This is a genomic window from Candidatus Peregrinibacteria bacterium, assembly GCA_030700255.1.
GTDB lineage: Bacteria > Patescibacteriota > Gracilibacteria > UBA1369 > JABINC01 > JABINC01.
Window position 1 is genome coordinate 1 of sequence record JAUYJN010000003.1, and the last position, 25,316, is coordinate 25,316.

The 25,316-nt window shown below is 41.4% G+C and carries 15 protein-coding genes; 6 read left to right on the forward strand and 9 right to left on the reverse strand.

Annotated features, from left to right (window positions below; translation table 11 throughout):
- Positions 1-151: 151 nt before the first annotated feature.
- Positions 152-1,636, reverse strand: a complete 1,485-nt coding sequence (locus Q8P68_00290) for an ATP-binding cassette domain-containing protein (protein MDP4007613.1) — start codon at positions 1,634-1,636, stop codon at positions 152-154.
- 530 nt (positions 1,637-2,166) lie between these two features.
- Between Q8P68_00290 and Q8P68_00295 the strand changes: the two genes are divergently transcribed.
- Together Q8P68_00295 and Q8P68_00300 are read left to right on the forward strand one after the other, a co-directional pair.
- Positions 2,167-2,562, forward strand: a complete 396-nt coding sequence (locus Q8P68_00295; GenBank protein MDP4007614.1) for a TspO/MBR family protein — start codon at positions 2,167-2,169, stop codon at positions 2,560-2,562.
- Between the two features lie 82 nt (positions 2,563-2,644).
- Positions 2,645-3,949 carry a DEAD/DEAH box helicase gene (locus Q8P68_00300; protein MDP4007615.1) on the forward strand — a complete coding sequence of 435 codons (1,305 nt, stop codon included), beginning with the start codon at positions 2,645-2,647 and terminating at the stop codon, positions 3,947-3,949.
- Between the two features lie 79 nt (positions 3,950-4,028).
- Here Q8P68_00300 and Q8P68_00305 read toward each other — a convergent pair whose 3' ends face one another.
- Positions 4,029-11,297 carry a carboxypeptidase regulatory-like domain-containing protein gene (locus tag Q8P68_00305; GenBank protein ID MDP4007616.1) on the reverse strand — a complete coding sequence of 2,423 codons (7,269 nt, stop codon included), beginning with the start codon at positions 11,295-11,297 and terminating at the stop codon, positions 4,029-4,031.
- A 380-nt stretch (positions 11,298-11,677) separates the two neighbouring features.
- Between Q8P68_00305 and Q8P68_00310 the strand changes: the two genes are divergently transcribed.
- From Q8P68_00310 to Q8P68_00320, 3 genes are all read left to right on the forward strand, one after another.
- Entirely contained in the window at positions 11,678-12,556 is an 879-nt protein-coding gene (locus Q8P68_00310) for an HNH endonuclease signature motif containing protein (protein MDP4007617.1), read from the forward strand.
- 189 nt (positions 12,557-12,745) lie between these two features.
- Complete coding sequence (locus Q8P68_00315) at positions 12,746-14,050, forward strand: ArsB/NhaD family transporter (GenBank protein MDP4007618.1); 1,305 nt, start codon at positions 12,746-12,748, stop codon at positions 14,048-14,050.
- A 1-nt stretch (position 14,051) separates the two neighbouring features.
- On the forward strand, positions 14,052-15,002 hold the full coding sequence (locus Q8P68_00320) for a hypothetical protein (protein ID MDP4007619.1): 951 nt from the start codon (positions 14,052-14,054) through the stop codon (positions 15,000-15,002).
- A gap of 55 nt (positions 15,003-15,057) precedes the next feature.
- On the opposite strand, the gene Q8P68_00325 is transcribed toward Q8P68_00320, so the two are convergent.
- Positions 15,058-18,831, reverse strand: a complete 3,774-nt coding sequence (locus tag Q8P68_00325) for an S-layer homology domain-containing protein (protein MDP4007620.1) — start codon at positions 18,829-18,831, stop codon at positions 15,058-15,060.
- Between the two features lie 225 nt (positions 18,832-19,056).
- Entirely contained in the window at positions 19,057-19,377 is a 321-nt protein-coding gene (locus Q8P68_00330; GenBank protein ID MDP4007621.1) for a rhodanese-like domain-containing protein, read from the reverse strand.
- Positions 19,378-19,496: 119 nt separating this feature from the next.
- Between Q8P68_00330 and Q8P68_00335 the strand changes: the two genes are divergently transcribed.
- On the forward strand, positions 19,497-20,882 hold the full coding sequence (locus Q8P68_00335) for a DUF1573 domain-containing protein (GenBank protein MDP4007622.1): 1,386 nt from the start codon (positions 19,497-19,499) through the stop codon (positions 20,880-20,882).
- A gap of 692 nt (positions 20,883-21,574) precedes the next feature.
- Here Q8P68_00335 and Q8P68_00340 read toward each other — a convergent pair.
- The 5 genes from Q8P68_00340 to Q8P68_00360 all read right to left on the reverse strand — a co-directional run.
- On the reverse strand, positions 21,575-22,417 hold the full coding sequence (locus Q8P68_00340; GenBank protein ID MDP4007623.1) for a hypothetical protein: 843 nt from the start codon (positions 22,415-22,417) through the stop codon (positions 21,575-21,577).
- A gap of 34 nt (positions 22,418-22,451) precedes the next feature.
- Positions 22,452-22,634: a hypothetical protein gene (locus Q8P68_00345; protein MDP4007624.1), complete on the reverse strand. Its 183-nt coding sequence runs from the start codon at positions 22,632-22,634 to the stop codon at positions 22,452-22,454.
- Between the two features lie 47 nt (positions 22,635-22,681).
- Entirely contained in the window at positions 22,682-23,851 is a 1,170-nt protein-coding gene (locus Q8P68_00350; GenBank protein ID MDP4007625.1) for a hypothetical protein, read from the reverse strand.
- Between the two features lie 91 nt (positions 23,852-23,942).
- Positions 23,943-24,452, reverse strand: a complete 510-nt coding sequence (locus tag Q8P68_00355; protein ID MDP4007626.1) for a DUF1573 domain-containing protein — start codon at positions 24,450-24,452, stop codon at positions 23,943-23,945.
- Between the two features lie 322 nt (positions 24,453-24,774).
- Positions 24,775-25,316: HNH endonuclease signature motif containing protein (locus Q8P68_00360; GenBank protein MDP4007627.1), on the reverse strand; the 542-nt coding region annotated here is incomplete at its 5' end.

Below are 25,316 nucleotides of genomic sequence, written 5' to 3' on the forward strand. Positions count from 1 at the left end.
GGTTTCTTTTACCGTTCTTTTTAGTATTAAAACTGAGGCATTTTGGGCATTTTTTTTTGCATAACAAAAAATATTAAGGGTTAAGAGCTTACTCTAGCATAAAACTCAATATTTTAGCCCGCAAAATTTTCCCTTAAGCCAGAAATTCCCCCTACAGTGCATCCAAATCAAGGGTCTCATTCAGGGTGATTTGGGTCATGAATTCGTCCATGTGGGAGACGATGATGAGGGCGCCTTCGTAGTCGTCGATGGCTTTTGCGATTATTGGGAGGTGGCGGAAGTTGATGTGATTTGTGGGCTCGTCGAGGATTAGGAGGGCTGGCTTAAGCAATACGAATTGAGCATAGCACAGAAGGCCTTTTTGACCTTCGGAGAGCGAGCCCACTTTGCTTTGCATGAGTTGTGAAGTCAGCAAGAAATGTGCCCCTGTCGCGTAGATTGTTTCGATGACTGGCTGCTCCATAGAATCATACAGTGCGTCATAAACTGTTTGATCGAAATTAAGTCCGGAGAAATCTTGTTGGTAGTACCCTACTTTGACGCCTTCCGTAATAACTGCCTCTTTGGATTCGCTGAGTGCTAGTTCTCGGAGCAAGGTGCTTTTACCTATTCCGTTTGGGCCGATGATTTGCATCTTGGTTTGACGGTAAAGTTTGAGACCAACTTTTTTTTGCTTCCTTTCGTGATTGCGAATAATCCCTATAGAAGAAATTTCTATAACAGGAGTTGACCAAGGCTGAGCCTCGATCTTGAATGGACGGATAGTTTTGTCATCTGTCTTGATCCCAACTATGTTTTCTTCATCTTCTTCGACTTCGTCTCGAAGCTTGCTCGCAAGACGACGCATTTTACCTCCCTTGTTTGAGAAGAAATTTATCTTGTCCTTGCGGTCTTGAATGTTTTTTTGGAGCTGTGCGTTTGCCCTCTTGTCTTTTTCTATTCGGCCTGCGATCTGCTCGATAACATCAAAATAATTTCCAACGTATTGTTCGACTTTTTTGGTGTATACATCAAGGTTGAGTACGCCTTCTGTAAATATGTTGAGGAAGTCGGCATCATGTGAAATCACGATTACTGTCTTCTCATATCCCATCAAAAATCCGATCAAATGCCCAATACCATCTGCATCGAGGTTATTTGTCGGCTCATCGAGAAGAAGAATATCTGGTTGTTGAATCAGTGCGTACGCGAGGAGGAGTCGAGCTAGCTGACCTCCTGAGAAATCCCTAATCTTCTTATCGAGTGGAGTTGAGAAATTTACTACTTCAAATACGTCCTTGATACGTTTTTCAATGTTGTATGTTTTTTCTGTGAATGCAGTTTCGAAGTATTCTTTTACTGTTAATTCAAAATATTTCTTTGGCATAACTTGCAGACCGATTCCTACAGTTGCTTTGTTGAAGATATTTATCTTGCCATCTGTTGGCTTGTGAAGCACGTCCTCTCCGGCATCCTTAATACCGGCGGCACCAAGTATCAATTTGAAAATCGTACTCTTACCAGCGCCATTTTGGCCCATAACTGTGATCTTTGCGTTATCCCTAACTGTAAAATCCGCTTCTGTTAAAATAGGTTTTGTCTCGTCATAGTGGAACGAAACTTTGTCGAAACTTAAAACGATGTTACCTTGACTCATTTTTTCAACTTTTTATAAAATACTTAATAATTGTTGCGCTCTGCGCGCCTTTTTTGGCAAAAGAAGCTATGCCTTTTGCCTGAGGATAAATACCGTTTTTAAGGTAAAATGGCAAGTGATAATAGAATCAAATAACCTCTCAAATACATACTTCATGGCTTGTTTTTAACCATGACGTCTGAAATACGACGTTCAAAGCATTTTCGCGGAGATTGAACCTTGAACTACGGCGTTCAACGACTGTTCCCGGGAATGAGGTCTGAAACACGGCATTCAGGACGTGTGTGCGCGCACATCCTCTGAACCACGGCGCTTCGCCGGCAAAATCGTTAGCTTTCCCATTCCATAAAAAGTTGCTTTTTAAGGCTTACTTGTTTTTTAAACTTTTCTTTTGAAAACTCGACTTTAAAACGTAACTTTCTGTAAACTGAAAGCTGTATAAAAAAAACTATCAATTGTTTATTCAAAGAGATTTCCCGTTTATCCAATCTTTGTGCTAAAATCTAAAAAAAGTTTATTAAAAATAAAAAATGGAAACACAAACCTGGTATGAAATGTTAATTCGCCCATCATTTGCTCCACCTTCATGGGTTTTTGGGCCTGTTTGGTCAGTGCTGTACTTGGTGATCGCAATTACTTTTGGATATGTTTTTTTCTTGTATTTCAAACGTAAAATATCTTTTTCTGTAGTACTTCCGTTTATCCTAAACTTGGTATTCAATTTTTCTTTTATGCCAATTCAGTTTGGATTACAAAACAACCTACTTGCAGCAGTTGACATCCTCCTTGTGCTTGGAACTTTGATATTGGCTGGCGTAAAAATCTTCCCACATGCGAAATGGGTCGTATACGCAAACATCCCCTACTTGCTTTGGGTCTCGTTTGCAACAATCCTGCAACTGACAATCACTTATTTAAATTGGTAAATAAATAAGTTTGTATTTTCACTTTACGGCGAGCCTATACTCACCTATACTTGCTTCACTTTACTAATAATTTATTTATAAGTTGGAATCAAAAAACAAAATAGAAATTAATGAGGATTTTAAGAGGGCGCTAGATATTCTTGAAAATACTATCAGCAATGTGTTTTTGACAGGAAAGGCCGGTACGGGTAAATCGACGCTGCTCGAGTATTTCCGTGAACATAGTAAGAAAAAGATAGTCGTACTTGCACCGACTGGAGTGGCGGCCTTGAACGTAAAAGGTCAAACAATTCATTCTTTTTTTCATTTTCCACCGAATATAACTCCACAGACCGTCCAGAAAAAAAAGCCCTCTGCAAAATTCCAGGAATTAGTGAAAAAACTCGATACGATAGTGATAGATGAAGTATCTATGGTTAGAGCTGACTTGCTCGATTGCATAGATACCATGCTGCGCATGATCATGAAAACTCAAAAACCTTTTGGCGGCATACAAATGATTTTTATAGGAGATTTGTATCAGCTTCCTCCTGTTGTGGGCAGAGATGAAAAAGAGTTTTTTAATACTTATTACAATAGTCCGTATTTTTTTGATGCACATTCATTTGATCGAATTGAGATTGAATTCATAGAACTCGGTAAAATTTACAGACAAAAAGAATATGACTTCATTGAACTACTAAATAAGATTCGTAATAACAGTATCGAGCACAAAGATATTCAACATCTAAATAGTAGGTATATCCCCTACTTCAGCATGCAAAATTCAGATGATTTTTATATCACACTCACAACCACGAACGCCTCCGCTGACACGATAAATTCAGAAGAATTACTCAAATTGGGAACTCGACATATTACTTATGATGGTGAAACAAATGGCAAATTTGAATCAAAATATATTCCAACCAGTTTGAGTCTGGACATCAAAATAGGTGCTCAAGTTATGCTTCTGAACAATGACTCTATGGGTAGATGGGTAAACGGGACGATCGGAAAATTGACCGGTATTCAATATGATGATAACGAGGAAGATGAGCTCATAGTAGAACTTTTGGATGGGGAAAAAGTACGAGTTCAAAAATACAAATGGGAACTGTATCGTTATTCTTTTAACAAGGAACAATCCAAACTTGAGTCCGAAGTGATTGGATCCTTCACTCAGTACCCTGTTCGTCTAGCTTGGGCGGTTACTATTCACAAAAGCCAAGGTAAGACATTTGATAGAGTTATAGTAGATATAGGACAAGGAGCTTTTGCCAATGGACAAGTATATGTAGCGATAAGTCGCTGCACAAATTTCGAAGGCCTAGTTCTCAAAAAACCGATTCTCAAAAAACATATTTGGACGGATGCGAACATCGGACGTTTTCTAGGGAAATTCTGATTCAAAAAGGGCGGCCCGAAGGGCCGCCCTTTTTGTTCAATCATTGATTAACTCGATATTGTTGCGCTTCGCGCCTTGCCTATCTAAACATTCTGAAGAATGATGCTTTTAGCATATCACCTAGACTTATCTCATCTTCAAAGCTGAAAACTTTTGATATCATCTTCGATGCTTCCGCACGAGTTACGGTGTTTGCACCACGGAACTCTTTTTTACCGTCTACATCATACCCTCCAATAATTCCATGGAAGAATGCGTATTTAAGGTTATTTCTAAACCATGCATCACGCATCACATCTCCGAATGGAAGCAGCATGCCATCAGGGTAATCCATAAGATCTACCTTCGCACCAATGAGTATAATCTTAAGTGCTTCAGCACGGTTTACAATTGCATTTGGTCTAAACGTAGCAGCCCTATCAACTATACCAGCCTTCTGCGCAGCATATATATATGGCGCATACAGACTATCTGATCTCACATCATAGTATCCAAGGTCAACAGCGGTAAAGTCTAGCGGGATGGGTAGCTCCATAGCACGTACAATCGCTTTTACAAGCTCTGCACGAGTCATACCTTTGTCAGGCTTAAACTCTGTATGGTTATCGATGACGTATCCGTCAACTATACCACGACCCGCAAGGTCTGAAATGATCTCTTCCGACCAGTGATTAACCATGTCGGTAAATGTAACTTCATAAGTATCTGAAGGTGGTACAAGGTATGTAACCGTACCTGCTTCTTCATCAACTTCGGTATAGGATTTTTCTTCTTCCACGGTTGCGATGTCCGAGTCGTCCGCAGGCAGACATTCCGCCGCGGCGGCTTCAGCCGCCGATTCGTCTTCCGCGGCCTCCACCGCCGAAGTCACGCACTCTTCCACTACGACTTCTTCACCATCGATTAGTGCAACTTCACTAGTTGCTCGACGTGATGACGAACTACCACTCACTCCACTTGAGCTTGAGGACACCGATGATGCCGGTACAACAAGTGCAAATGTCGTAAAGTGGTTTGTATTTGCCGTTACCACGTTATTGGCAGTATCAACCGTATATCCCCCTTCCACCGGTATATATTCACCTTTTTCAGTAGAATAATATGCGAGCTTCAAATCGGATTCCGATGCTCCGGCCGGAAGATCCGTCAAAAGGTCGGCATAGCTTATCTGAAGATTTACGTTACCGCTAAAATCCGAATAACTTTGCGATGAATCCACCGCAGTCAATTCAAATCCAACGTTACCGAGTGTGAGATTATTCGACGTATCACCTGCTTCGTAGTTTTTCTCAATTGTTATGTTAACGTTTGAATTACCTGTCGTAAGCACTCTTCCTCCGGTCGTTACCCTAACACCGGTATTGGCGGTGTCGTCCACAGTACCACCTGCATTCGCCGCGACCGATTTAACCGCGCTCGAATTTGTCTTGTTGGCGTTAGCCGTAAGAGTAATGTTATTTCCGATATCGTCCGCTCCGGCTACAGCTATCGTATCTCCGGTTTTTTTGTCATGCGCAACAACTCCACCCGCTATTATAGACCAATCACCATCACTGACCGGCACACTGTACGAACCATCCGTTCCATCAATCGGAACGGTGATTTTCGCTCCGGTAGAGGTGTTTGTAGCTGTCACAAATCCCGAATCGGCAGGCGTTGAACCATCCCATTTGTAGATCGTACCTTCTATCGTCGCATCGGCTTTGATAAGACTGATATCATTATCGGCGCTATCTGCATTCAATGTTACCGATACCCTGGCACTCGGCAAATGATTTGCCAGACTTGCCGATACTTGGTAAGTTCCATCTCTCACGTCAACGCTATAATCACCGTTTGCATCCGTTACCGCGGTTCGCACGACACTGCTTATAGTAGAGTCCAATGTCACGGCCGCGTTCGGAATCGGATCCCCATTGTCATCCGTGATAGTTCCGGAATATGTTATTATATCCGTAATCGTAGCGGAAAAATCTATAACTTCAATTGCGTTCGCGGATACCGTGCCCGTATAATCCCCGACTCCGTATATATTCAATCTGTAATTGAATTCGTCACCGAGGCCTTTGACAATTTTCGACTCACTGAAATCCTTGATATTTTCAAATTTCCTTTCACCAGTCGAAGTATTTTCAAGTTCGATAAATCCTTCAAGATTTTCAAGTTTAGCTTCGTCCAAACCTGTGAAGGAGAATGTGTTGTTCGCCGCTGAAGCGCTTGTAAGATTCTTAGTCGCATTTGCGGACATTATGGCCACGGTGGAAGAAACTTCACCATAAGTCGGATCCCATGTCGAGACTCGATACGTCTTGCTTCCCGATACTTTCGCGCTATATACACCCGATGAATTTGTGGTAGTCGGTCTGAACACCCCTCCCGCAGGACGACTATTGACGGTATCCCACTCCTCGATCATCACAGACCCGTTCGCCATCGCGCTTCCCGCAATCGTTACGGTACCGCTAAGCGTGTAACAAGTGGTCGCGCTCGGCTCAAGATTCTGGCTTGATTTGCTTTCGTTTGTCACCGTCACAGTCTTCGAATACGTACCACACTCTTCGGATTTGTCCGGAGGCAGTTCGGCTTTCACAGTCCATGTACCGGCACCGACGAATAACATGTAATTACCGGACTCATCCGTTCCGCCGTAAACGGCGGAACCGTTCTCATCCGTAGCCCTCACCGGCGACCACGATATAGCCGATCCGCTCGCATCAAGCACCTTACCGGATATGCTGTAATCGGCTTTTTTCATCTTGATTACAAGCGGGTTGCCACCTGTAATTTGTTTACCTTTAAAGTGTATAGTAGGAGGATTGCCGGCGCGTATTTCAATATGCTTGTTAACCGAAGGAAGACCCCATTTATGAGCTTCCAATTCGTATGATCCGAGCTCGGAAACGCTGAGTGAGAACGTACCGTCATTTGCCGTTTGGGTAAATACCCCCATACCGAATCCTTGACTGTGAAGTCCCACATCAACACCGGAAATAGCGTTATTGTCTCCATCTTTGATCGTACCGCTTACAGTTTTGTCAGCGGCCGCAAATGTAAATGTAACCGTATCGGTAACATCATCGAAAGTTACACCAGGCCCCGGCTGAAAACCTTGTTTTATAACCGGAGTCGAATCTATATTACTTACTCTTATCTCCATATTTGAAGGAGATACTCCCGGAAGAGCTTTTGGCGCGCCCATGGAACCTTTTGGCATACTAGGACCGACTCCTATGAACCAGTTACCGTTCGCAGGGAGTTTTAATGTATAACCATCCGGATCAGCGGCGTCAAGCGCCATCAACGATTTCACCACGGATCTACCAGGCCCTACGGCAAAGATCTCGACATCCTCTCCTTCGAAGTCAATACCCGCAAGTTTCACGGTAAGCGTCGCACCGGCAGTATTTGCGGCGTTCGCAAGAATGATATCATGATTTACGGTTTCTCCGCCCTCAAGACAAATCGGCTCCGCGAACCCCTCTCCAAAGTAGTCCGTACCGCCCAAAGTTACAAACGGTTCCGTACCTATATTGTAACATCCGTCCGGAAGCGACGCATACGATACTGTCGAGGCGTTCACATTGTTCACCTGTGAGATAATACCGGATGCCAAGGTCACCTCACGACTCATTGAACCCGTAGGTCCCCAACCATGGATAAATACATCTCCGGCAACGTTGTCCGGAGCACCTTGGTTACCCGCATAAACATTTACCGTCAAGGTGTTATCTCCCGCTTGCTCAATGTAATAAGGCATACTTGTCGAGTTGGAAATTTCCGTATTTCCTCTGAGCACCTTCACGTTCGCCGTATATCCGGAAGTCGAAGGGCCCTTTGGGATGGTTGGATTCACTATTCCTTTCAAGTCAATAGTATAAGAATCATTGGCATCCGGCGTACCTGTTATGTCCAATTGAACAGTCACCACCTTTCTCTGGCTATCGTTGGACACTCCGTCCGTATCGAAATCATTATCGAATGTTATCGTTCCTTCTCCCCACTGTTCATTGAAGTCCAGCTTATATGGAGACCATGCATCAGGTTTCGCAGCGGTCACCACTGTGGTGGTAGGAAATGTAATAACAATTTGATCGGCGTCTTGAAGTACCGCTTCCGGTGAGAATCTAATCTGCATTACATCGGCATCAATTCCGGCCATAGGATTGGACGGAAACACCATTGTGGCGCTACCGCCGAAAACATCGGCAAATGAGAACCCTCCCATTTGGTCGCTGGCACCGGCATTGAATGCCGTACCGACCCCCCCTCCTCCGGCTGTCGGAGGACCGAACATGGCAACATGATCACCTCCGAACGAGCCGAATGTATTTGATGAATTCTGTATTGTTCCGTATACCTTGTTTTGATCGTTCGCCGTCGCAATCGAATTTCCGGAAAGATCCTGCACGCCGGTAACCGTCATGGTAAACGAGTCCCCGATTCTTCCGAAAAGATTAAGTCCATTGATATCGACTCCGCCATCTTGATAAGTGAAGGTAACACCCTCCGCGGCCAAATCAATCGTATCACCCACTACCAAATTAAAGTTCGCAGGCTTGAGCACACTACTTGAATAATTCGAATCCGTCTGAGCACCGTGCCTCATAGTTTCCGTAAATGAGATTCTACATTTGTAATCGTCACATCCACTATTACCGTTCGTCGCCGGAGATACCGAATCAACCGCACCCGTGGTGTAATTGTAAATCGTTGAAGCCATAACATTCCCCTGAAGATCCGTAACGGTCGGATTAACAAATGTAACCGTAACGGCGGTACTCGGTGGCAAAACATAAGTCGGCTGAACGACCAATTCAGAACTCGCCGGATCGTAAGCCGTGGTGAACGAGATATTCGTATTACCTCTTTTCAAAGTTATACCTCCGCTGGAGGAAGTCAAAGTCCCCTCGGCCATGAACTCGGAGAACCCGAACCGAAGTGGCTCATTTACAGGAATAATACCACCGTCTGCTATGGAAGCATAAACCGTTGGCGCAGTCGAATCCGCATTCGAACCTACGGTTATCGGAGCTTCAAAAGCCGTACTCGCGACATTGGCCGGATCAAGCATCGTAATTCCGTTCACAGTTGAGACGCTTCCCTTCACAATCACACTGTATTCACCGGCCGAAAGCGCAGTCGAAGGACTTAAAGTTACACGCCTTCCATCGCTCGAGACACTTCTTGTGGCGGTAACGGCTTCATTGTTCGAATTCAAAAATTGAACCGAATTGGAGGTCACCGTTGCAGGGTCGAGGGCGTCATTGAACTTTATAACGAATTTCGTATTTGTCGGAGACATAATACCCGGAGGCGGAGTTATAGATTCCACGTACGGAGGCATATAAGCACCGCTTTGTCCGAAATTCGTCATAGCCTCGGCATCAAACACACCGGAACCCACCGAAAAGTTGAGTTCATGACCTCCGTCGGACCTGCTACCGTCTATCGATCTTCCGGCATTGTCCAGCACGCCTTGTTTCAAAACAAGTGTATACATTCCGGCTGTCAGGCTCGAAGTAGGATTGAAGACAATCGCATCCGTTTGATTTTCTTCGATAGCTTCAGCACATGCCTGACCCAGAGCTTCACTGTTCGCACAATATATCACTGTACCCGCTATCTTTGTCGTACCATCATCGGGTGTAAGATAAATATTGTCATCCGCATCCGTCGGATCCGAATCATTGATCGTTGTCGAACCCATATCTTTACTCATAAAAACCGTTATATTCGTAGAAGGAGAAACATTAAACTGTCCGGGCCAAGGTATGGTTTCCATAACAAACGGTCTGTCCGAACCACCTTGTCCTGGGTCGCTGTTATTTACACATGCATTATCATTTATAAACATATCCACACCTGTTTTATCCGACGCGCCAACAATTTCAAATCGCACGCTCTCACAGTATCCCAACTTGAACGCTGCGAAATCATACGCGTTTTGGGCAGGTACACCCGAAATGATGTAAGTGCCGTCTACATCGGTGGTCGCGACCGCCGATGGCGCCGCCAAACCTCCCGGTATGACTGTCGCATCCTCAATATTATTATCGTTAAAATCTTTCACAGTTCCGCTAACGGTTACAGTAGTGTCCCCTGAAATCACATTCGCAACAAAAGGAGCACTCTGACACTCGGCTTCCGTCGATGCCGAGAAATCTCCACAAATCACGTCAGCATTTCCGTCCGTATCGGCTGCGACCAGATAGTAGCTGAAGGTCGAATCAACAGCCGGTATGGAATCAAATGGCACCGTAAACTTGAACAAAGATCCGTTTACTTGAACTCCGTTCAAGGATGAATCCCAGTTACCTTCGGAAAAGTATTTCAGTTTGAAATAGCCTCCGTCACCGATATTGTTAAATGCCGATAAGGGGGTGTGTGCATCGTTTATCGACGCATATATATTTACATCGTTCGAACCGTCCTTAATCGCCGTATGTACGGGGAAATGATCCACGAACGGTGCGTCGTCATCCTCAACATCATCCGATGTTACAGAGGAAGCACTCGAACATTTGATTTCACTTGTCGTCGCCGTTGTCACTATACAAGCTTTGTAAGGCGTAGCCTCATCCCACTCGCCACCGGCGCTGTCCGCAGAATAAAAAGACGACAATGTACCCGAAGTAAACGACCATGAATTAAAAAACATATGCGCATCACACGAGCTTCCTCCACAGCCCACGGTATCAACGTTCGCCGCGGTCAAATCCGTGGCGTCCGGCACAACATAGACTCGGTTTTGAGTGAAACCCGTAGGTGCGCTCTGAGACGCATTCGTCCAACTGGTAAAAAAATCATCTCCGCCCAATCCGAATACTGTCGTATCTTGATCCACTAAGTTTACGGCACTGATCGAAGTCTCCACATCGGGAGCAACGTAATTCGGAATAAATGTTTGCTCGGACTCTATGCCTCCGAAATTATTAAATTTAATGGTGGATCCTTCGCCTTCGATCACATTATTCGTACTGAAAATCACGATAAGTTGCGTCGCGTCACTCGGACTTTGGAACACCGAACTGGCAGTTGCACCGTTCTTCCACACACCTCCGTCCAAAGTGACACCCTCCGGATCATAACAATTTGTCGGAGGAAAACCCTGGCCACATAGAATACTATTAGCGTCCGTAAGAGGTTCCGTGAAGCCAACCGTAATGGTTGATCTGTCTCCTCCTCCTATATCCGGGTCGATCGCGATATAGTTTGCGGTTGCCGGATCCACAGCCTCAGGGACAGCGTAAGCCGTCGGTACCGCAACTATCATAGAATTTATGATCGCAAAAATACCGATTACGGAAGTTACTTTCCTAAAGAACAAAGAGTTTACAATTTTACCCATTTTATTTTTGGTTAAAAATTTATTTATGTTTTTAATTGTTATTTTTTAAAAAAATCTTTATATTTTAGCATTTTTTTACATTTTGCGCAATCATATATTTTTGGAGCTTCACCAGTTTTTGCGCCGGTGTTTACGCCCCCCGTCATTTTCCACCCACGACCTCCGTTATTCCCTCGCACCTTTTGACCTTCACTTCACCTACTTTCCCGAACCGCGCAGGTGAGCACGTGCATACCACAAAACATTTTCATTCTCACGCAACTCGAAATGGTGATTTTTGGCTTGTGACTGGTGTTTTTCGCCAGTTTTCGCCTAGCAATTTTGACGAATTTTTGTTAGTATTTTCTTCCAATAAACAACTAATTTCTAATCAAAAAACCATGAAAAATATCACTTCAACTATTGAAAATTTCTCCGATGAGAAACTCCTCTCACTTTGCAAAAAATACGGCACTCAAACAATTTTGTGGCGTCGCAAATTCATAGGGCTTTTGCCGGAAGTGAATCGCCGACAACTTTTTGTAAAAAAGGGGTTCGCAAGCATTTTTGAATTTGGCAAACGCATGGCGGGACTCAGCGAAAACCAAATTCGCTTGGCTATAAATATCGAAAAACGTTTTGAAGACAAGCCGACTTTGAAGGCGGTTTTTTCGGAAGGTGCTCTCAGCATCAATAAACTCGCGAGAATTGTCTCGATTGCAAATCCTGAGAACGAAGAATTTTTGGCGCAGAGCGCCAAAGTTTTATCAAACCGATCCCTCGAAGTTTTCGTCAAAGACATTAAACTCGCCTCTACCTTGCGAAGCCAAAATGGCTTATTTGAGCCACGAATCGACCCAAAAAGTCTGCACGTGCAGACCTCTGCCGAAGCGAAGCTGCGGCATTTGGGCGGACGAGATGAGTTGAGTGAGGAAGTTGAACGAGTGACGGTGATGAAATTCGGGTTGAGCGATGAGGTAGTGGGCAAGTTAAATGAACTGCATTCAAAAGGTCATGATGTGAATGAGATTCTTTTGGAAATGCTTGAGAAAAGAGAAGTGGAGATAGAGCAAGAGAAAGCCGAAATCGGAGAGATCGTGAGGGCGAAAGAAGAGGGAAGAAAAGCGTATATGGGGAAGCCGGCTGAACACATCCATCACACGATTCCGTTTTCATTGAGCCAAAGTCATGATCCGGCATTGTTGAGACCACTTTGTCGAGCTCATCATGATATTGTGCACAGTGTAAATTCGAATTATTTGGCAAAGAAAATGCTGTGAGGGCGAGGTGGAGGGACGAAGGTTGGAGTCGTGAGGGTGAGGCGACGAGGGCGCGAGGTGGTGAGGTTGCATAATGAAGATTTGGTGAAGATAAGAAGATAGTAAAGCTTTAGTGAAATATTGAAAATTCGCATAGACTTTTTTTGTGAGCAAGCATAGGATTCTCGGCGAACCTTGAACAATAGTCATATGTTACTACCTGCCCTCATATTTATCGCTATATTTGTACTGATAATATTTGAAGTGTACGATAAGGCTATATTGGCTTCGCTAGGTGCTATTTTGATGATCGCCTTTGGTGTAATCGACTTTCATCAGGCTATAGAAAGTATCGAATTTGAAACAATTATCCTGCTCATGTCGATGATGCTTCTTGTGGAGGTTTCTCGAGAATCAGGGATTTTTTCCTGGCTGACAGTCAAAATGGCAAGGTATTCCAAGGGGAATCCACTGCTTATATTTTTACTCTTTTCGCTTACTACAGCGTTTTTGTCAGCATTCCTGGACAATGTGACAACTATAGTACTCATAGTGCCCGTTACTATTTCTTTGGTCAAAGGCATGGGTAGAGATCCAAAACCATATATCATCGCTGAAATACTTTTTTCAAATATTGGAGGTACTCTAACCCTTATCGGTGATCCACCTAATATAATCATCGGTGGAGCGGTGAAATTAAGCTTTATTCAGTTCATACAAAATTTGTGGTTACCTGTACTCGCGTCATTGACAGTTATTATTTTGATATTTGTAACAACCCATTGGAAAAACCATTTCAAGCCGATCGCATCAGATTTGAGGAAATTGTTTTTGAGCCATGTGCTGATTCGTAAAATCGCATATAAATTTCTTCATATAGAGCTAAGTCGAGTATTTATGATCAAATCCATATCAGTTATTATACTTACGATACTAGGATTTTTCTTCCAAAAATCTCTCGGTGTTAATGTCGGAGTAATTGCATTTTCCGGAGCGATCCTTCTCCTGCTTATATCTTCCAAAGAAGTAAAGTTTGAGCATTCTCTCAGAAAAGTTGAGTGGGCAACCCTACTCTTTTTCTGCGGATTATTTGTAATGGTCGGCGCTATAGAACATGTGGGATTACTAGAGAAAATCAGCGATATGATTTTGCAACTTTCGGATGGTAAATATATCACTTTACTTCTTACTGTACTTTGGGTTTCAGGCTTTACCTCTATGATACTCGACAATATACCTTTCGTAACTTTAATGATCCCTGTGATTTTTAGCATCCAAGCTCAGATCGATCCAAATGTCGATGCATCACTACTCTGGTGGGCGCTCTCACTCGGAGCTTGTCTCGGAGGAAATGGAACTATGATAGGAGCTTCTGCCAACGTCATAGGTCTTGATCTTGCAAAAAAAGATAATGTGCATATTTCATTCCTACAGTTTTTTAAATATGGATTCCCTCTGACTATACTGTCCCTCGGACTATCTTCCGCTTACTTATTTTATCGCGTAATGATTTAGTATGCCTCATACATTCAATGACAGATTATCTCAATTATTCCGTGAGATAGAAATCGATCTCGGTACCACCGAGCTTTGTACACTCACTCTAGAGGCGCTTTATGATGCACTCAAGGACGTGAAATCCAACGACTTACATCATTTTTATTCACAGCTAAAAGAGTTAACTCTGGACGTGCAGGCGACGCAGCCAAAATACGCAATCATCATAGATAGTTTTTTTAAATTATTGAGGTATGTATATGCGCAGGACCACAAACATCCGGAACATTTTCAAGTGCCAAAAAAGATTTTCCTAAAATATTTAAAAGAACTAATCAAAGAAAAAAACCGTAGAAGACAAGAAATTATAAAAATATCTGAGAAGATAAAATTAAATGGGAAAACCATATTAATTTACAATCATAGCGGTACGCTTGAGCATGTATTGCTCCATGCAAAAAACAAAAAACAGAAATTTAAAATAATAGTGGCTGAACAAGATTTTGATAAAACAGGTCGGATTATCGAGTTCCTACATGCGAATTCAATCCCTTACAAAGTGGTACCTTCTTACATGGTTTCACATTTGGATGAAAATATAGATATGTTGTTTTTCGGAGCTTTGACACTAAAATCAACTATAGATTTTGTTATGGATACCGGAGCAAATGCGATTATTGCTCAGTTCCATTTGAAGAAAAAACCTATCTATGTGTTCCTTACGACAGGTAAATTTAGCCTATGGAAGGCCGAAAAACGCACAGAAATATTTACACATTCCAAGAATCGATCTCACCATACGAAATCAATTGATTTTGAACATATTAAATTTTCTCATGATAGGGTCGATGTAAATCTAGTGACAAAAATTATCACTGAAGAAGGCATATTCCATCCGGATGAAATCAAAAAAGTATTCAATGAGAAGCTGAAAAAAAGATTGGATTTTGAGAAGAAGATGAAGACTTAAAAAGGGCCGCCTGCGGCGGCCCTTTTATTAATTCCGTTTTTAGTCTTGCCTCTATTTAGTATCCGGTACCTTGATACCCTACGTTGACCGTTGCAATGTCAAAAGAATCTACCAAGTATCCATCAGTCCAATCCGCAGAAGTAGCGTTGTGATTTAAATCTGATCTATCACTCCATATAAAATCTGCCGAAGCCAAGCTTGCAATAGTTCCGGTCGCAAGACTCGTATCACGATCTGCAGTTAATGTTATTCCAACAGATTGAGATTCAAATGAATTTGTTACAAGGAAGTCTGCTTTGAGAATATAAGTAACGCTGCCGGAATTTGGAACTTGTTGTATTGAGTCAGGTGTTATTACCACTTTTCCAGCAACTACAGAGGCTCCCGCCGCATTCAAAGGCGTACTTTGATTCTTCACGTAAAGCTTGTAATTTGAAGACATCACACCTGCTGTTTCGCTAACATTGAATGTCATTTTTTGCCATTCAACCGTACCGCTACTATCAGCCGCAACTGTAAACTCATATACCTCATATTTACTTTGTTGTACACCTCCTATAGATTTACTGGACAAGTTATAAGTAATAGTGGGTTTAGTCTTACGTGTTACGTATGATTGTATGCGAGGACTACTCAATGTAGCATTATTTGTCAGTGAGCTTGATCCGATATTTACACCTATAGAGTTCGATAAGAATTCTACATATGTGCTCGAAAGTCCCGGTAAGTAAAGATTTAACACACCTCCTGTTTGAGTTAATGTAGTTATATTTTGTATAGCTGCATAAACTCCAAGACTATGCTCTCCATTGTTTGCCAGTGTGTAACCAAATCCACTGAATGTAACAAGGCCATCCGCAGATCCACCTGAATCACTCATAGATCCTGTATCTATAACCGTACCATTCGCTTCATCGACTAGGAAGAATGTTCCAAATCTAGATGCATAATTTGCACTGTCATCATCATTGGCAAGTACCAATTTACGTAACTGTACATCATCATTTACCGGGTGGATTTCAAGTTCTGCAACTTTCTTCGCACAACCCAAGTAATTGCTGCAAGTACCGGTAGGAGTTTTGATACCGTCATAATTGTTATCATTTCGCGAATCAAATGCGATTACGATTTCAGCAGTACCACTAAGATCAAAGTTTGCACTTGCTATCGCATCATTTGGACTACATCCGGATATTTGACAATCAGGGTAAGCTACGGTCGCATCATTATTATTTAAATCTTTGGCTGCAACATTTGTAACAAACAACTGTATATCGTCCGCCGGATCCCAAGCTGTAGATATAGTACCTCGAACATCGAACAGTCTAAATCCACCACTTGGTACAACTATATTAAGACCTGTAAATTGAGCTGTATCGTCAGAACCAAGGTTTTGAATATTTCTCACAACCATCTGACCTGTATCGTGATCATAGACACCGATTCCGGTTATAAGCGAACCATCAACATCAACTATTCCATCCTCTACTGTAAGAGCTGTAACACGAACATCTCCAGTATCATTTGCCTCAAGTTTGAATGTCATAAGTAGTACATCAATCGCTCCTACGACAATAGTTTGTCCATCTGAATATCCGTCTTGTCTAGCGAGCACAAATCCACCCTCTTCTATAGTAAAGATTGAACCTGTCGCAGAACCATTGATTTCACTTGATGTTATATCATCACCATTTTGGTAGTACTCAGCTGCAAACCAGCTAGATGGAATATTGTCGAATGAAAGTGAGAATGTTTCACCCGCACTCACAAACCTACTCAAATCTGCAGTTATAGATAACATATTTAATCCGGCATGAAGTTGGAAGTTATCACTAAATGTATAATAAGCATTTGCAACTGTACATGTAGGACTTGAGAATGATCCGGCACTCAAAGATGCAAGTATGTTTGCACCACCGGCAGCCATACGAGATCCATTCCATATTTTAATATCATCTATTTTTGCTTTTATAACATTGTTAAGAGTAACCGTATCAGCACAAATCGCTGAATCCATAACTGTCGTTCCATTTGCAGCTGTACGCAATGCCGTATCCATATACACTCTCATTTCATTTACATATACCTCTGAACCAACAGTCAATTGTGCAACCAAGAATGTTACATTGTCCGTATCCGGAGGAAGATTTGTCGAGGACGGTGAAGATGAATGACGCGCAAATGTAATATTTCCAGCTTTGATTATGTATGTAGATAAATCTCCATTTGAAGGATTTACTCTATTAACATTTAGTGCAAATGCTCTGGAAGAGTTTGCAAGGAAAGCCGTGATATCGTTGTCAGTATCGATTTTTAAACGAATAGTATCATTATCATCACCACCAACGATGTCTGCTTTTACTTTGAAATCCTCGCTATCACCATCTTGTAATAAATATCCTCCATCAAGGAATGTGAATCTCAAATGATCATCCATCGGAGTTACTGTGTTTGAGACTTTTTCACCAAGATAATAAATCGCCGCATTATCCAAAGAAGTAAAATCTCCACTTCCATTAATTTCAAAATCCATATTTGATATCACCAAATCCTCTCTATTGTCAGAGTTATTTTCAAGTGTGAACTGACCTATCGTTACTTGACTATCACCAACATTAACATTTGCGGTGCTACTACCATCATTTGAAAATGTAATATTACCTGCCGTATACGAAGATGTAATCATGTAGTTACCGAATATTGGGAAGCTACCCTGGACAGTATCCGCATCAGAAGAAATATCAGACGCCGATCTAAACCCAAGAGCATTTTGTAAATTTGCACCGACAGTCGAACTCATAGAGGCTTTAATATCTACAAGCACTGTCTGACCTTCCGGTATTAAAATATAATCACGTCCAAGATTCATACCGGCGTAACCATCTGAATTTATAGTACGACTTGAACCAAGCATAAATCCATCAACTGAAAACCAAACATTACTGAAATTATTATGTGAACCAAGTCCGGTTCTCCATAAATTCGCTCCGTTGAATTGCACATCATCACCAAGTGCAGTAAGTGCAAAAGTAGTATACTCAACTGCTGCGGCATCCGCAGGAATCATAGTCGGAACCGGGGTTGATGGCGCAACCGAAATCATCAAAGTTGAATTGCCATTTGAAGGTGTAGTATTAGTTGGTTGAGTATTTGTATTAGTATCAATTGGCTCGCTTCCTTCGCCTTCATCAAAATAAGTTGCAGCTCTATATAACATAGTGATGAATTCAGCACGATTTATCGTGTCAGCCGGCCGCGCATGACCGGTTAAATCTCCACGTAATATGTCATAGGCACATGCACTCTCCATATATGGTGCATACCATGCATTGTAATCTATATCAGGGAAAACCGTATTACATTCACCGTCATTTAACGCAAAACCAAAGGAACGCATAATTGCGGCCAGCGCCTCAGCCCTGGTTGGATTGTTAGCAGGTCCGAAGTACCCACTGGGAAGACCTCTATAATCCGTATAACCGGTCAAAACACCAAAATTCACACCTGTTTCCACATAAGAATAAAACCAGTCATTTTGACGTACATCCGAAAAGGATGGACCGTTTGATGTATCGAGTGGAACTTGCATAGCAGTTACGGTCATTTTCGCCAGTTCTGACCTTTTTAGTGGGATACCGGGATAAAAAAGATCCCTAGAATCAACTACCCCTTCATTCACAGACCAAGTTAAAGCCTCTGAATAATAAGAATTATACGGTACATCGCTAAATGCATTAGCAACGGGCACAACCGGAGTTGTAAATCCCGAGATAAGTACACTTAGTACTACCATAGTCATAGACCTAAATATTTTTCGAATAATGTTCATATGTTTGATTATTAACTATTTATTATAATACAATATTTTTATGTGATAGGCAAGCCTGGTTGCCATATTAAAATTTTCTTTCATAAATATAAAATGCACCTATTTTTAGAAGGTTACGTTTTTGTTTCTATATATCTATTCGTATTTATTTATTCCAAGGCATTTTACTAAGCAAGATCGCCATACCGCAAGTGCCACTGAGGCCTGTGAACAGCAGGCCGGCTCCTACTTCCCCTTGTTTACCGGGCAACCAATTAATTTCCATGCTTCGAGCCCGCCCTGTACATTGACTACATTTGTAAGTCCTAAAGATTTCAAATTCACACAACCTTTCCGGCTTCGCATTCCGGTACCGCATGATACATATATAGTGTCATATTTTTTCAGTTCTTCTATATGTTTCGATAATTCATCCAGTGGAATATTTTTGAGTCCATTTATGTGACATGCTTTATATTCTCCATGAGTTCGCACATCTAGAAACAATGCATTCTCATGCCCTTCTTTCAAAATATTCTCAAATTCTTTGGCTGTGATTTCTTTCATAATTTTATGTTTAAATTTTACACTTGTACTATACCCATGGGAGTATACAATTCAAGATAAATCCAAGTCAAAACTCTATACAATATATACACTAATAATACTTAATTAACTTTCTTACTATGAAAAAGAAAATCTTACTACTTCTCGTGACCGTAGCCGCAACTATGTTAGTACTAGCCGGATGTGCTGATATTAGCGATCGTACAAATCCGGAATTCGGAGGCATAACAAATTCCGGAATGATCCAAATGATGGATACTATGGACTATGACTGGGGAGATGTAAATATTGCAGGTGGCTACGCAACACATGATTTTATGATGAAAAATGACAGTGATGTGGATCTTTATCTCAAAGGTGCGGCAACTTCATGTATGTGTACAACTGCCGAGATAGAACTTCCGGATGGCACAACTTCACCAAAATTCGGGATGCACAACAATCCTATGGATTGGGTGTATGCAGTAAAACCAGGAGAGGAATTTACTATCCACACCGTATTTGACCCTATGGCTCATGGACCGCAAGCGGTTGGTCCTATCCAAAGAAGCGTTGTACTTATAACAAGCTCTGAACCGAGTGAGATCGCCAAAGAGAATTTCCAAGAAAAAAGAGGAACTGTTACAGGATTCTCACTCAAAGGTAATGTTCTTTCAAAAGAAGATTTTGAAAGCATGCACGAAGTGGGGGGAAATGTGATGGAGGATGGAGGCATGATGAGTGATGAAGATATTGAAGAAGCTATGGATGCAATGATGGGTGATCACGATGACGATGAATATGATGATTTACCTGCGTATGAAATAAGTGTCGTAGATCTTATGAAATCAATTCTTGGGAAAAAGAATATAAAAATCGTCGATGTACGTGAAGATTCTGAAGCTAAGGACACAGGCGTAATCGAAGGTGCAATTCACCTACCGGTTGGTTCTATATCCATGGATGCGATGACAAAAAATGGGCTCTCAAAAGATGATCAAATCGTCGTGTATTGCGCGAGTGGGAACAGAAGCCGACAAGCTTATGAGCTACTAACTACACTCGGATATACAAATGTAAAAAGTATGCATGGAGGTCTCACGCATTGGGTAGAAGACAAATTACCGGTTGTAAAATGGAAAGCTTTGGTGGAAGACGCAACTACTGAGCAAAAAAAAAATTCTAATTTAGAAGGTGCAAAGATAACTTTTGATCGCGACTCTGAGGACATGGGGATTGTATCTCCAAAAGCAGTCACTAAAACGATATTTATAGTAAAAAACGAAGGGACTAAGACACTTGAAATTGGGACTATATCTACAAGTTGCGGATGCACTAGTGCTGAAATTGCAAACAAAAGTATTGAGCCTGGAAAGAGTACGGAGATGGTTGTTACATTTGATCCGACCGTACACGAAGAGCCAAAGGATAAATTCAAAAGAACTGTTTTCCTAGAAACAAATGACCCAAATATGCCGGAAGCATCTGTGAATATTTCTGTAGATATCGATGAATCTAAAATGTAAATTAAGAACCCCGCGCGTATGCGCGGGGTTCTTAAGTCCGGAGTGATAAAAACTGGGATATAGGTAAAAAATAGTTCCTCTTTTTGTTTAGTTTCGGCTTTGGCTTACTGAGGGGCTTAGGCTTTGGCTTAGGTAAGCTATTGAACATGGTTTACATTTTAATGCTCAAATCTATGTTTAAAAAAAGGCTTGTGTATGCGGTTCGATAAAAGTGAAAAAGAAAACGAGGGGATGTGACGAATAACTCGTTTTCACAAAACAATTCTTCAGAACAAAATGAGGGTACAATCCAACAAGAAAATACTAAAACGGCTTATACAAGCCCAACTCAACCACTTTTTCCCCGGGGAAAATTTTGTGGCGGAGGCAATCTTTATCATTCCGCTCGTCCTTAAAACCGATCTTTCCCTTCATCCTCTGGGAAGTCTATCTTTCCCTCCTCAACTTTTTTGAAATCAAAATGGCTTCCCTCCGCCATTACACGAGGCTAAAAGTGTTCGTCCGAACACTTTTGAAAGTTAGAAAACGGGGAAGGTGAAAAAAGACGGTAGACGGAAAGGCTTACAAAGGTACCGATGCTTAGCTCAGCGCAGTTATTTCAGCAACAAAAGGCGCATGAATTCAAATCATTGTGATGATTGATTATTTCTTGGAAAATTTCTAGGAACTATTTTTTACCTATATCCCGAAACTTACTTCTTTGTTGCTTGCATTATTTTACCTGTTTCTAAATCGTGATAAATAACATTAAGAACATTTAGTTTTCGGACAACAAAACTACCATCCTTGTCGATATCGCCTATCTGATTCCACACCTTATTTAGCGATTGGTATGAGCTTGCTTGCTCCGATAAAACTATCGTTGGAACATTCGTGATTGAATATTTCTCTAAAAGCTCACGCCCATCCGCTTCACTTATATCAAATGTTTTTTCTGAATTAATATACATACCAAATCCTTTTAAAATTGATTTTTGGACAACTTTAACATCATAACAAGTTGCACAACTACTGTCCGTCAAAAATATAATATCCACCAAACCTTTTGTTATTGAATCCTGCAAATCAAAATACGGTGCCTGCGCTTGCTCCCATACAAGTGTACTTTCATCAATCTCACGTGCCCCTGTTTTAAGCACACTCATCAGTGGTAATTTGATTTTCTCATCAGTTTCAAGCACGAGAGACGGTAGATGTGTTATGTTATATTTACTTATCATAGCTTTGCCATCCGCCTGCGAAGCGTTTATCGATTTCTCTTCAAAATCAACATTTTGTGCTAAGATACCTTTTTTCTGTGGATCCAAAGTTACACATTGTGGACAATCTTCAGGAGTTATCAAAGTCAAAGTACCCTCCTCCGGCTTAGTCAGATCTATAGCTTCATCGAGCTTCCCACCAACCGTTGAAGTAAAAAATAGCATCGCTACCAAGTTGGCAAACAGTACAATTGCTAAAATAACAATAAGGATATTATTATAATTCAATTTTGTCTTTTTTTGTTTATCTTGAGACTTTGTTTCAGTTGATTTCATAATACGTAATTAGTATTTAATTTGTTTAGAACATTTAGCAGCCCCCTACCATATCCGGAACACCTTCACTTGAGAAATCAACTGCTGCCCCACCACCGCTGAGCCCGACCTTTGCCTGCTCCAATTTACTACTCAAATTGCTAAGCGCATATGTCTGATAAGAAAGTATTATTACGGCGACTATAAGTAGTATCGATGTTGTTTTTTGTGAAAACATTTTAAAATTATTAAAAATTATTTTTTATTTATGTAGTATTCGGCTTACTAGCAACCCCCTACCATATCTGGAGAATCCTGCGGCACGAAACCTGATTCCTGAGCTTTTTTATTTAGATTTTTAAGTTCTAAAGGAGTTAAATCTTTTGTAAGGTATTTGATATCCGGTGTAAAATCAGCCGAGTCTCCTGCAAGCTCTGTAGCCATTCTTTCTTGCATCTGCTTCGGAAAATAAAGACTCTTTTGTCGCATTAATTCATAAGAAATTTCAGCATTAGTTATTTCCGGATAATTACGTATCAAATATGCCGCAGTACCTCGCATACCTATCGAATGCGCACATCCGCACGTTGGAGTCCCATCTTTTCGAACTAAAGTTTTTACACCACAACAAAATTCACAAGTTATCAGTGGCTCGGTTCCAATCGCTATGTAACGTTTCATCTCCTCAGGATTTAGCTCTATAGGATGAGAACCTTGTTTCGGCGCCATAATGGCAAGCTTGCTAATTGAAGCGTTAATCGCCTTTACACCGGAATAATCCAGTCCCAGTTCCTCACCATAAAATGGTATTTCTAAGGGAACCGTAAGGGCATACACATCTTTTGCGAAATCGCCCGATAGTTCAACCCCCATACTATGTTTACCAAGCATCTTATTACCCATCGATATTGCCATCGCCTGGTTCGAGAAAAACAGAATGATAATCAACGCCACTGCGGATTTTTGAAAAACCAAATGTCTATCTATAGAAGGGAGTTTGCGTGGCTGGATTCCTCTCCATAATAAAATAAGTCCTATAATTAAAATCACCAATGCAACAATTCTGAAAATCCAAAAATACGGGACCAAAACTAAAACCGATGTAGATAAACCAAAGTATGCGAGGAAAAATATCGGACAAACCGGACATAACAATGTGAAGAAACTTAGCAAACCAGAGCCTGAGCCAATAGCGCATGCCATTGTATTTGTCTTTTTAGCGAGGAAAAACATCCCAGCTCCGAATCCAAATACCAATGCGAAAAGAACAGTGAAGATGATATCAAGAACTTTCACCTCAGCCATGTAGAGAATGGAATAATTAATTATTGGCAATGCCCACATACCGAGGAAAAACATCTCAAGTGCAAATACTCCCAATGCAAATAATATTGCATATATCCAAAATTGTTCGGAAGAGAAAATGAATCGTTGTTTTGAAATATTTTTTACCATTTTACATGTTTGATTAATTCGCTTTAATCATTAATCTGTTTCGCAGCTATGCTTACTTCTTTCATATTTTATTTTCAACAAATAACTAATTTTACTGTACTACGTTACCTTTGAATTTAAATTTCACCTCAGGCAGTACGGTAGAATTTGTTTTTAGTATAACCTCACGTGTAATTGGCCCAACTCCACCGGGTCCATGAGCCATAGGGTCGAATGTCGCAGTTAATTTCGCGGACTCCCCGGATTCCAGAACCTGGTTAACTTGTGCTATTGCATTGCCATGTGCCGGCATCTTAAGTGTTGGCGAAACTATGCCATCATTACTTTCAACAACCGCTTCAGTACACATGCATGTAGTAATCCCTTCGGATATAACTATAGAGTCCTGTCCGGAATTTTTAAATGGAAATTCAACACTTACCTTCCCCCCATTGATTGGAATATCTCCGAAGTCATAGTCATTGTTATAAATCGTAATTGACGAGGCTGATTGAGTACCCTTCATTGCCTTTGCATCATCCGCTTCAGAGTTACCACCACTACAACCAACCACAAGTAATAATACCGGTAGGAGCAATGCTAGCTTTAGACTTTTCTTCATATTATATTCAGATTAGAAATTACTTAACAACCATAACCATAGGTTATGGTGACATGATCTTACTATCAAGAGCTTTCATTGTCAAATAAAGTTGGCTCATCAAACACTTTGGGTAAACTTTTTCAGGCTTTTTTAGCTGGTAGATGTGGTTTAAAGGATAATACAGAAGTCTTGATTATCCCACAACTTATTTTCTCACCTCCAAAAGTGTTCACGTGAACACTATGAAGAATTTTGTGGGCTAAAAAGTTAAAATTAAGTGTGGCATACTTTTTTAAACCACCTTTCCCTCAAGTACCACCTACCTACAGCCAGCCCCACTCTACCTAAGTGCCAGTTTTCTGTGTTCCAAATAAAGCAGATCTGTTTTTGTAGGCTCGCGATATATTCCCGCATGTGTAATCCTATGATGAAGCTTGCACAGCGCTATGAGATTGTCGTGAGATTTGGTCTTCGCATAGCCATTTTTGTGATGAAACTCCGTTGCCGGCCTTTCGCAATTCGGACTGCTGCACCTGCCACCTGTTTTTGTGAGGGTTTCTGTTCTTTTTTGTTTTGGGATGTAACGAGTGATTTTCTTAGATTTCTTCACCGCCTTTGCCTCACGATCTACCGCCTCCGCAATTCCCCCGTCACCCTCCACCTCAGCCTCAGCTCTACCGCCCACAATCTCCGCAATTCCCCCGTCACCCTCCACCTCTTCAAAATTTTCCCCGGGGAAAAGGTGGTCGAACTGGGCTTGTATAAGCCGTTTCAATATTTCTTTGTTGGATTGCACCTTCATTTTGTGTTTCATTTTTTCAAGTTGATATCGCATCACGCCGTCGAGCTCAATTTTCATCGGCGCACGTGAGATTTTACCTC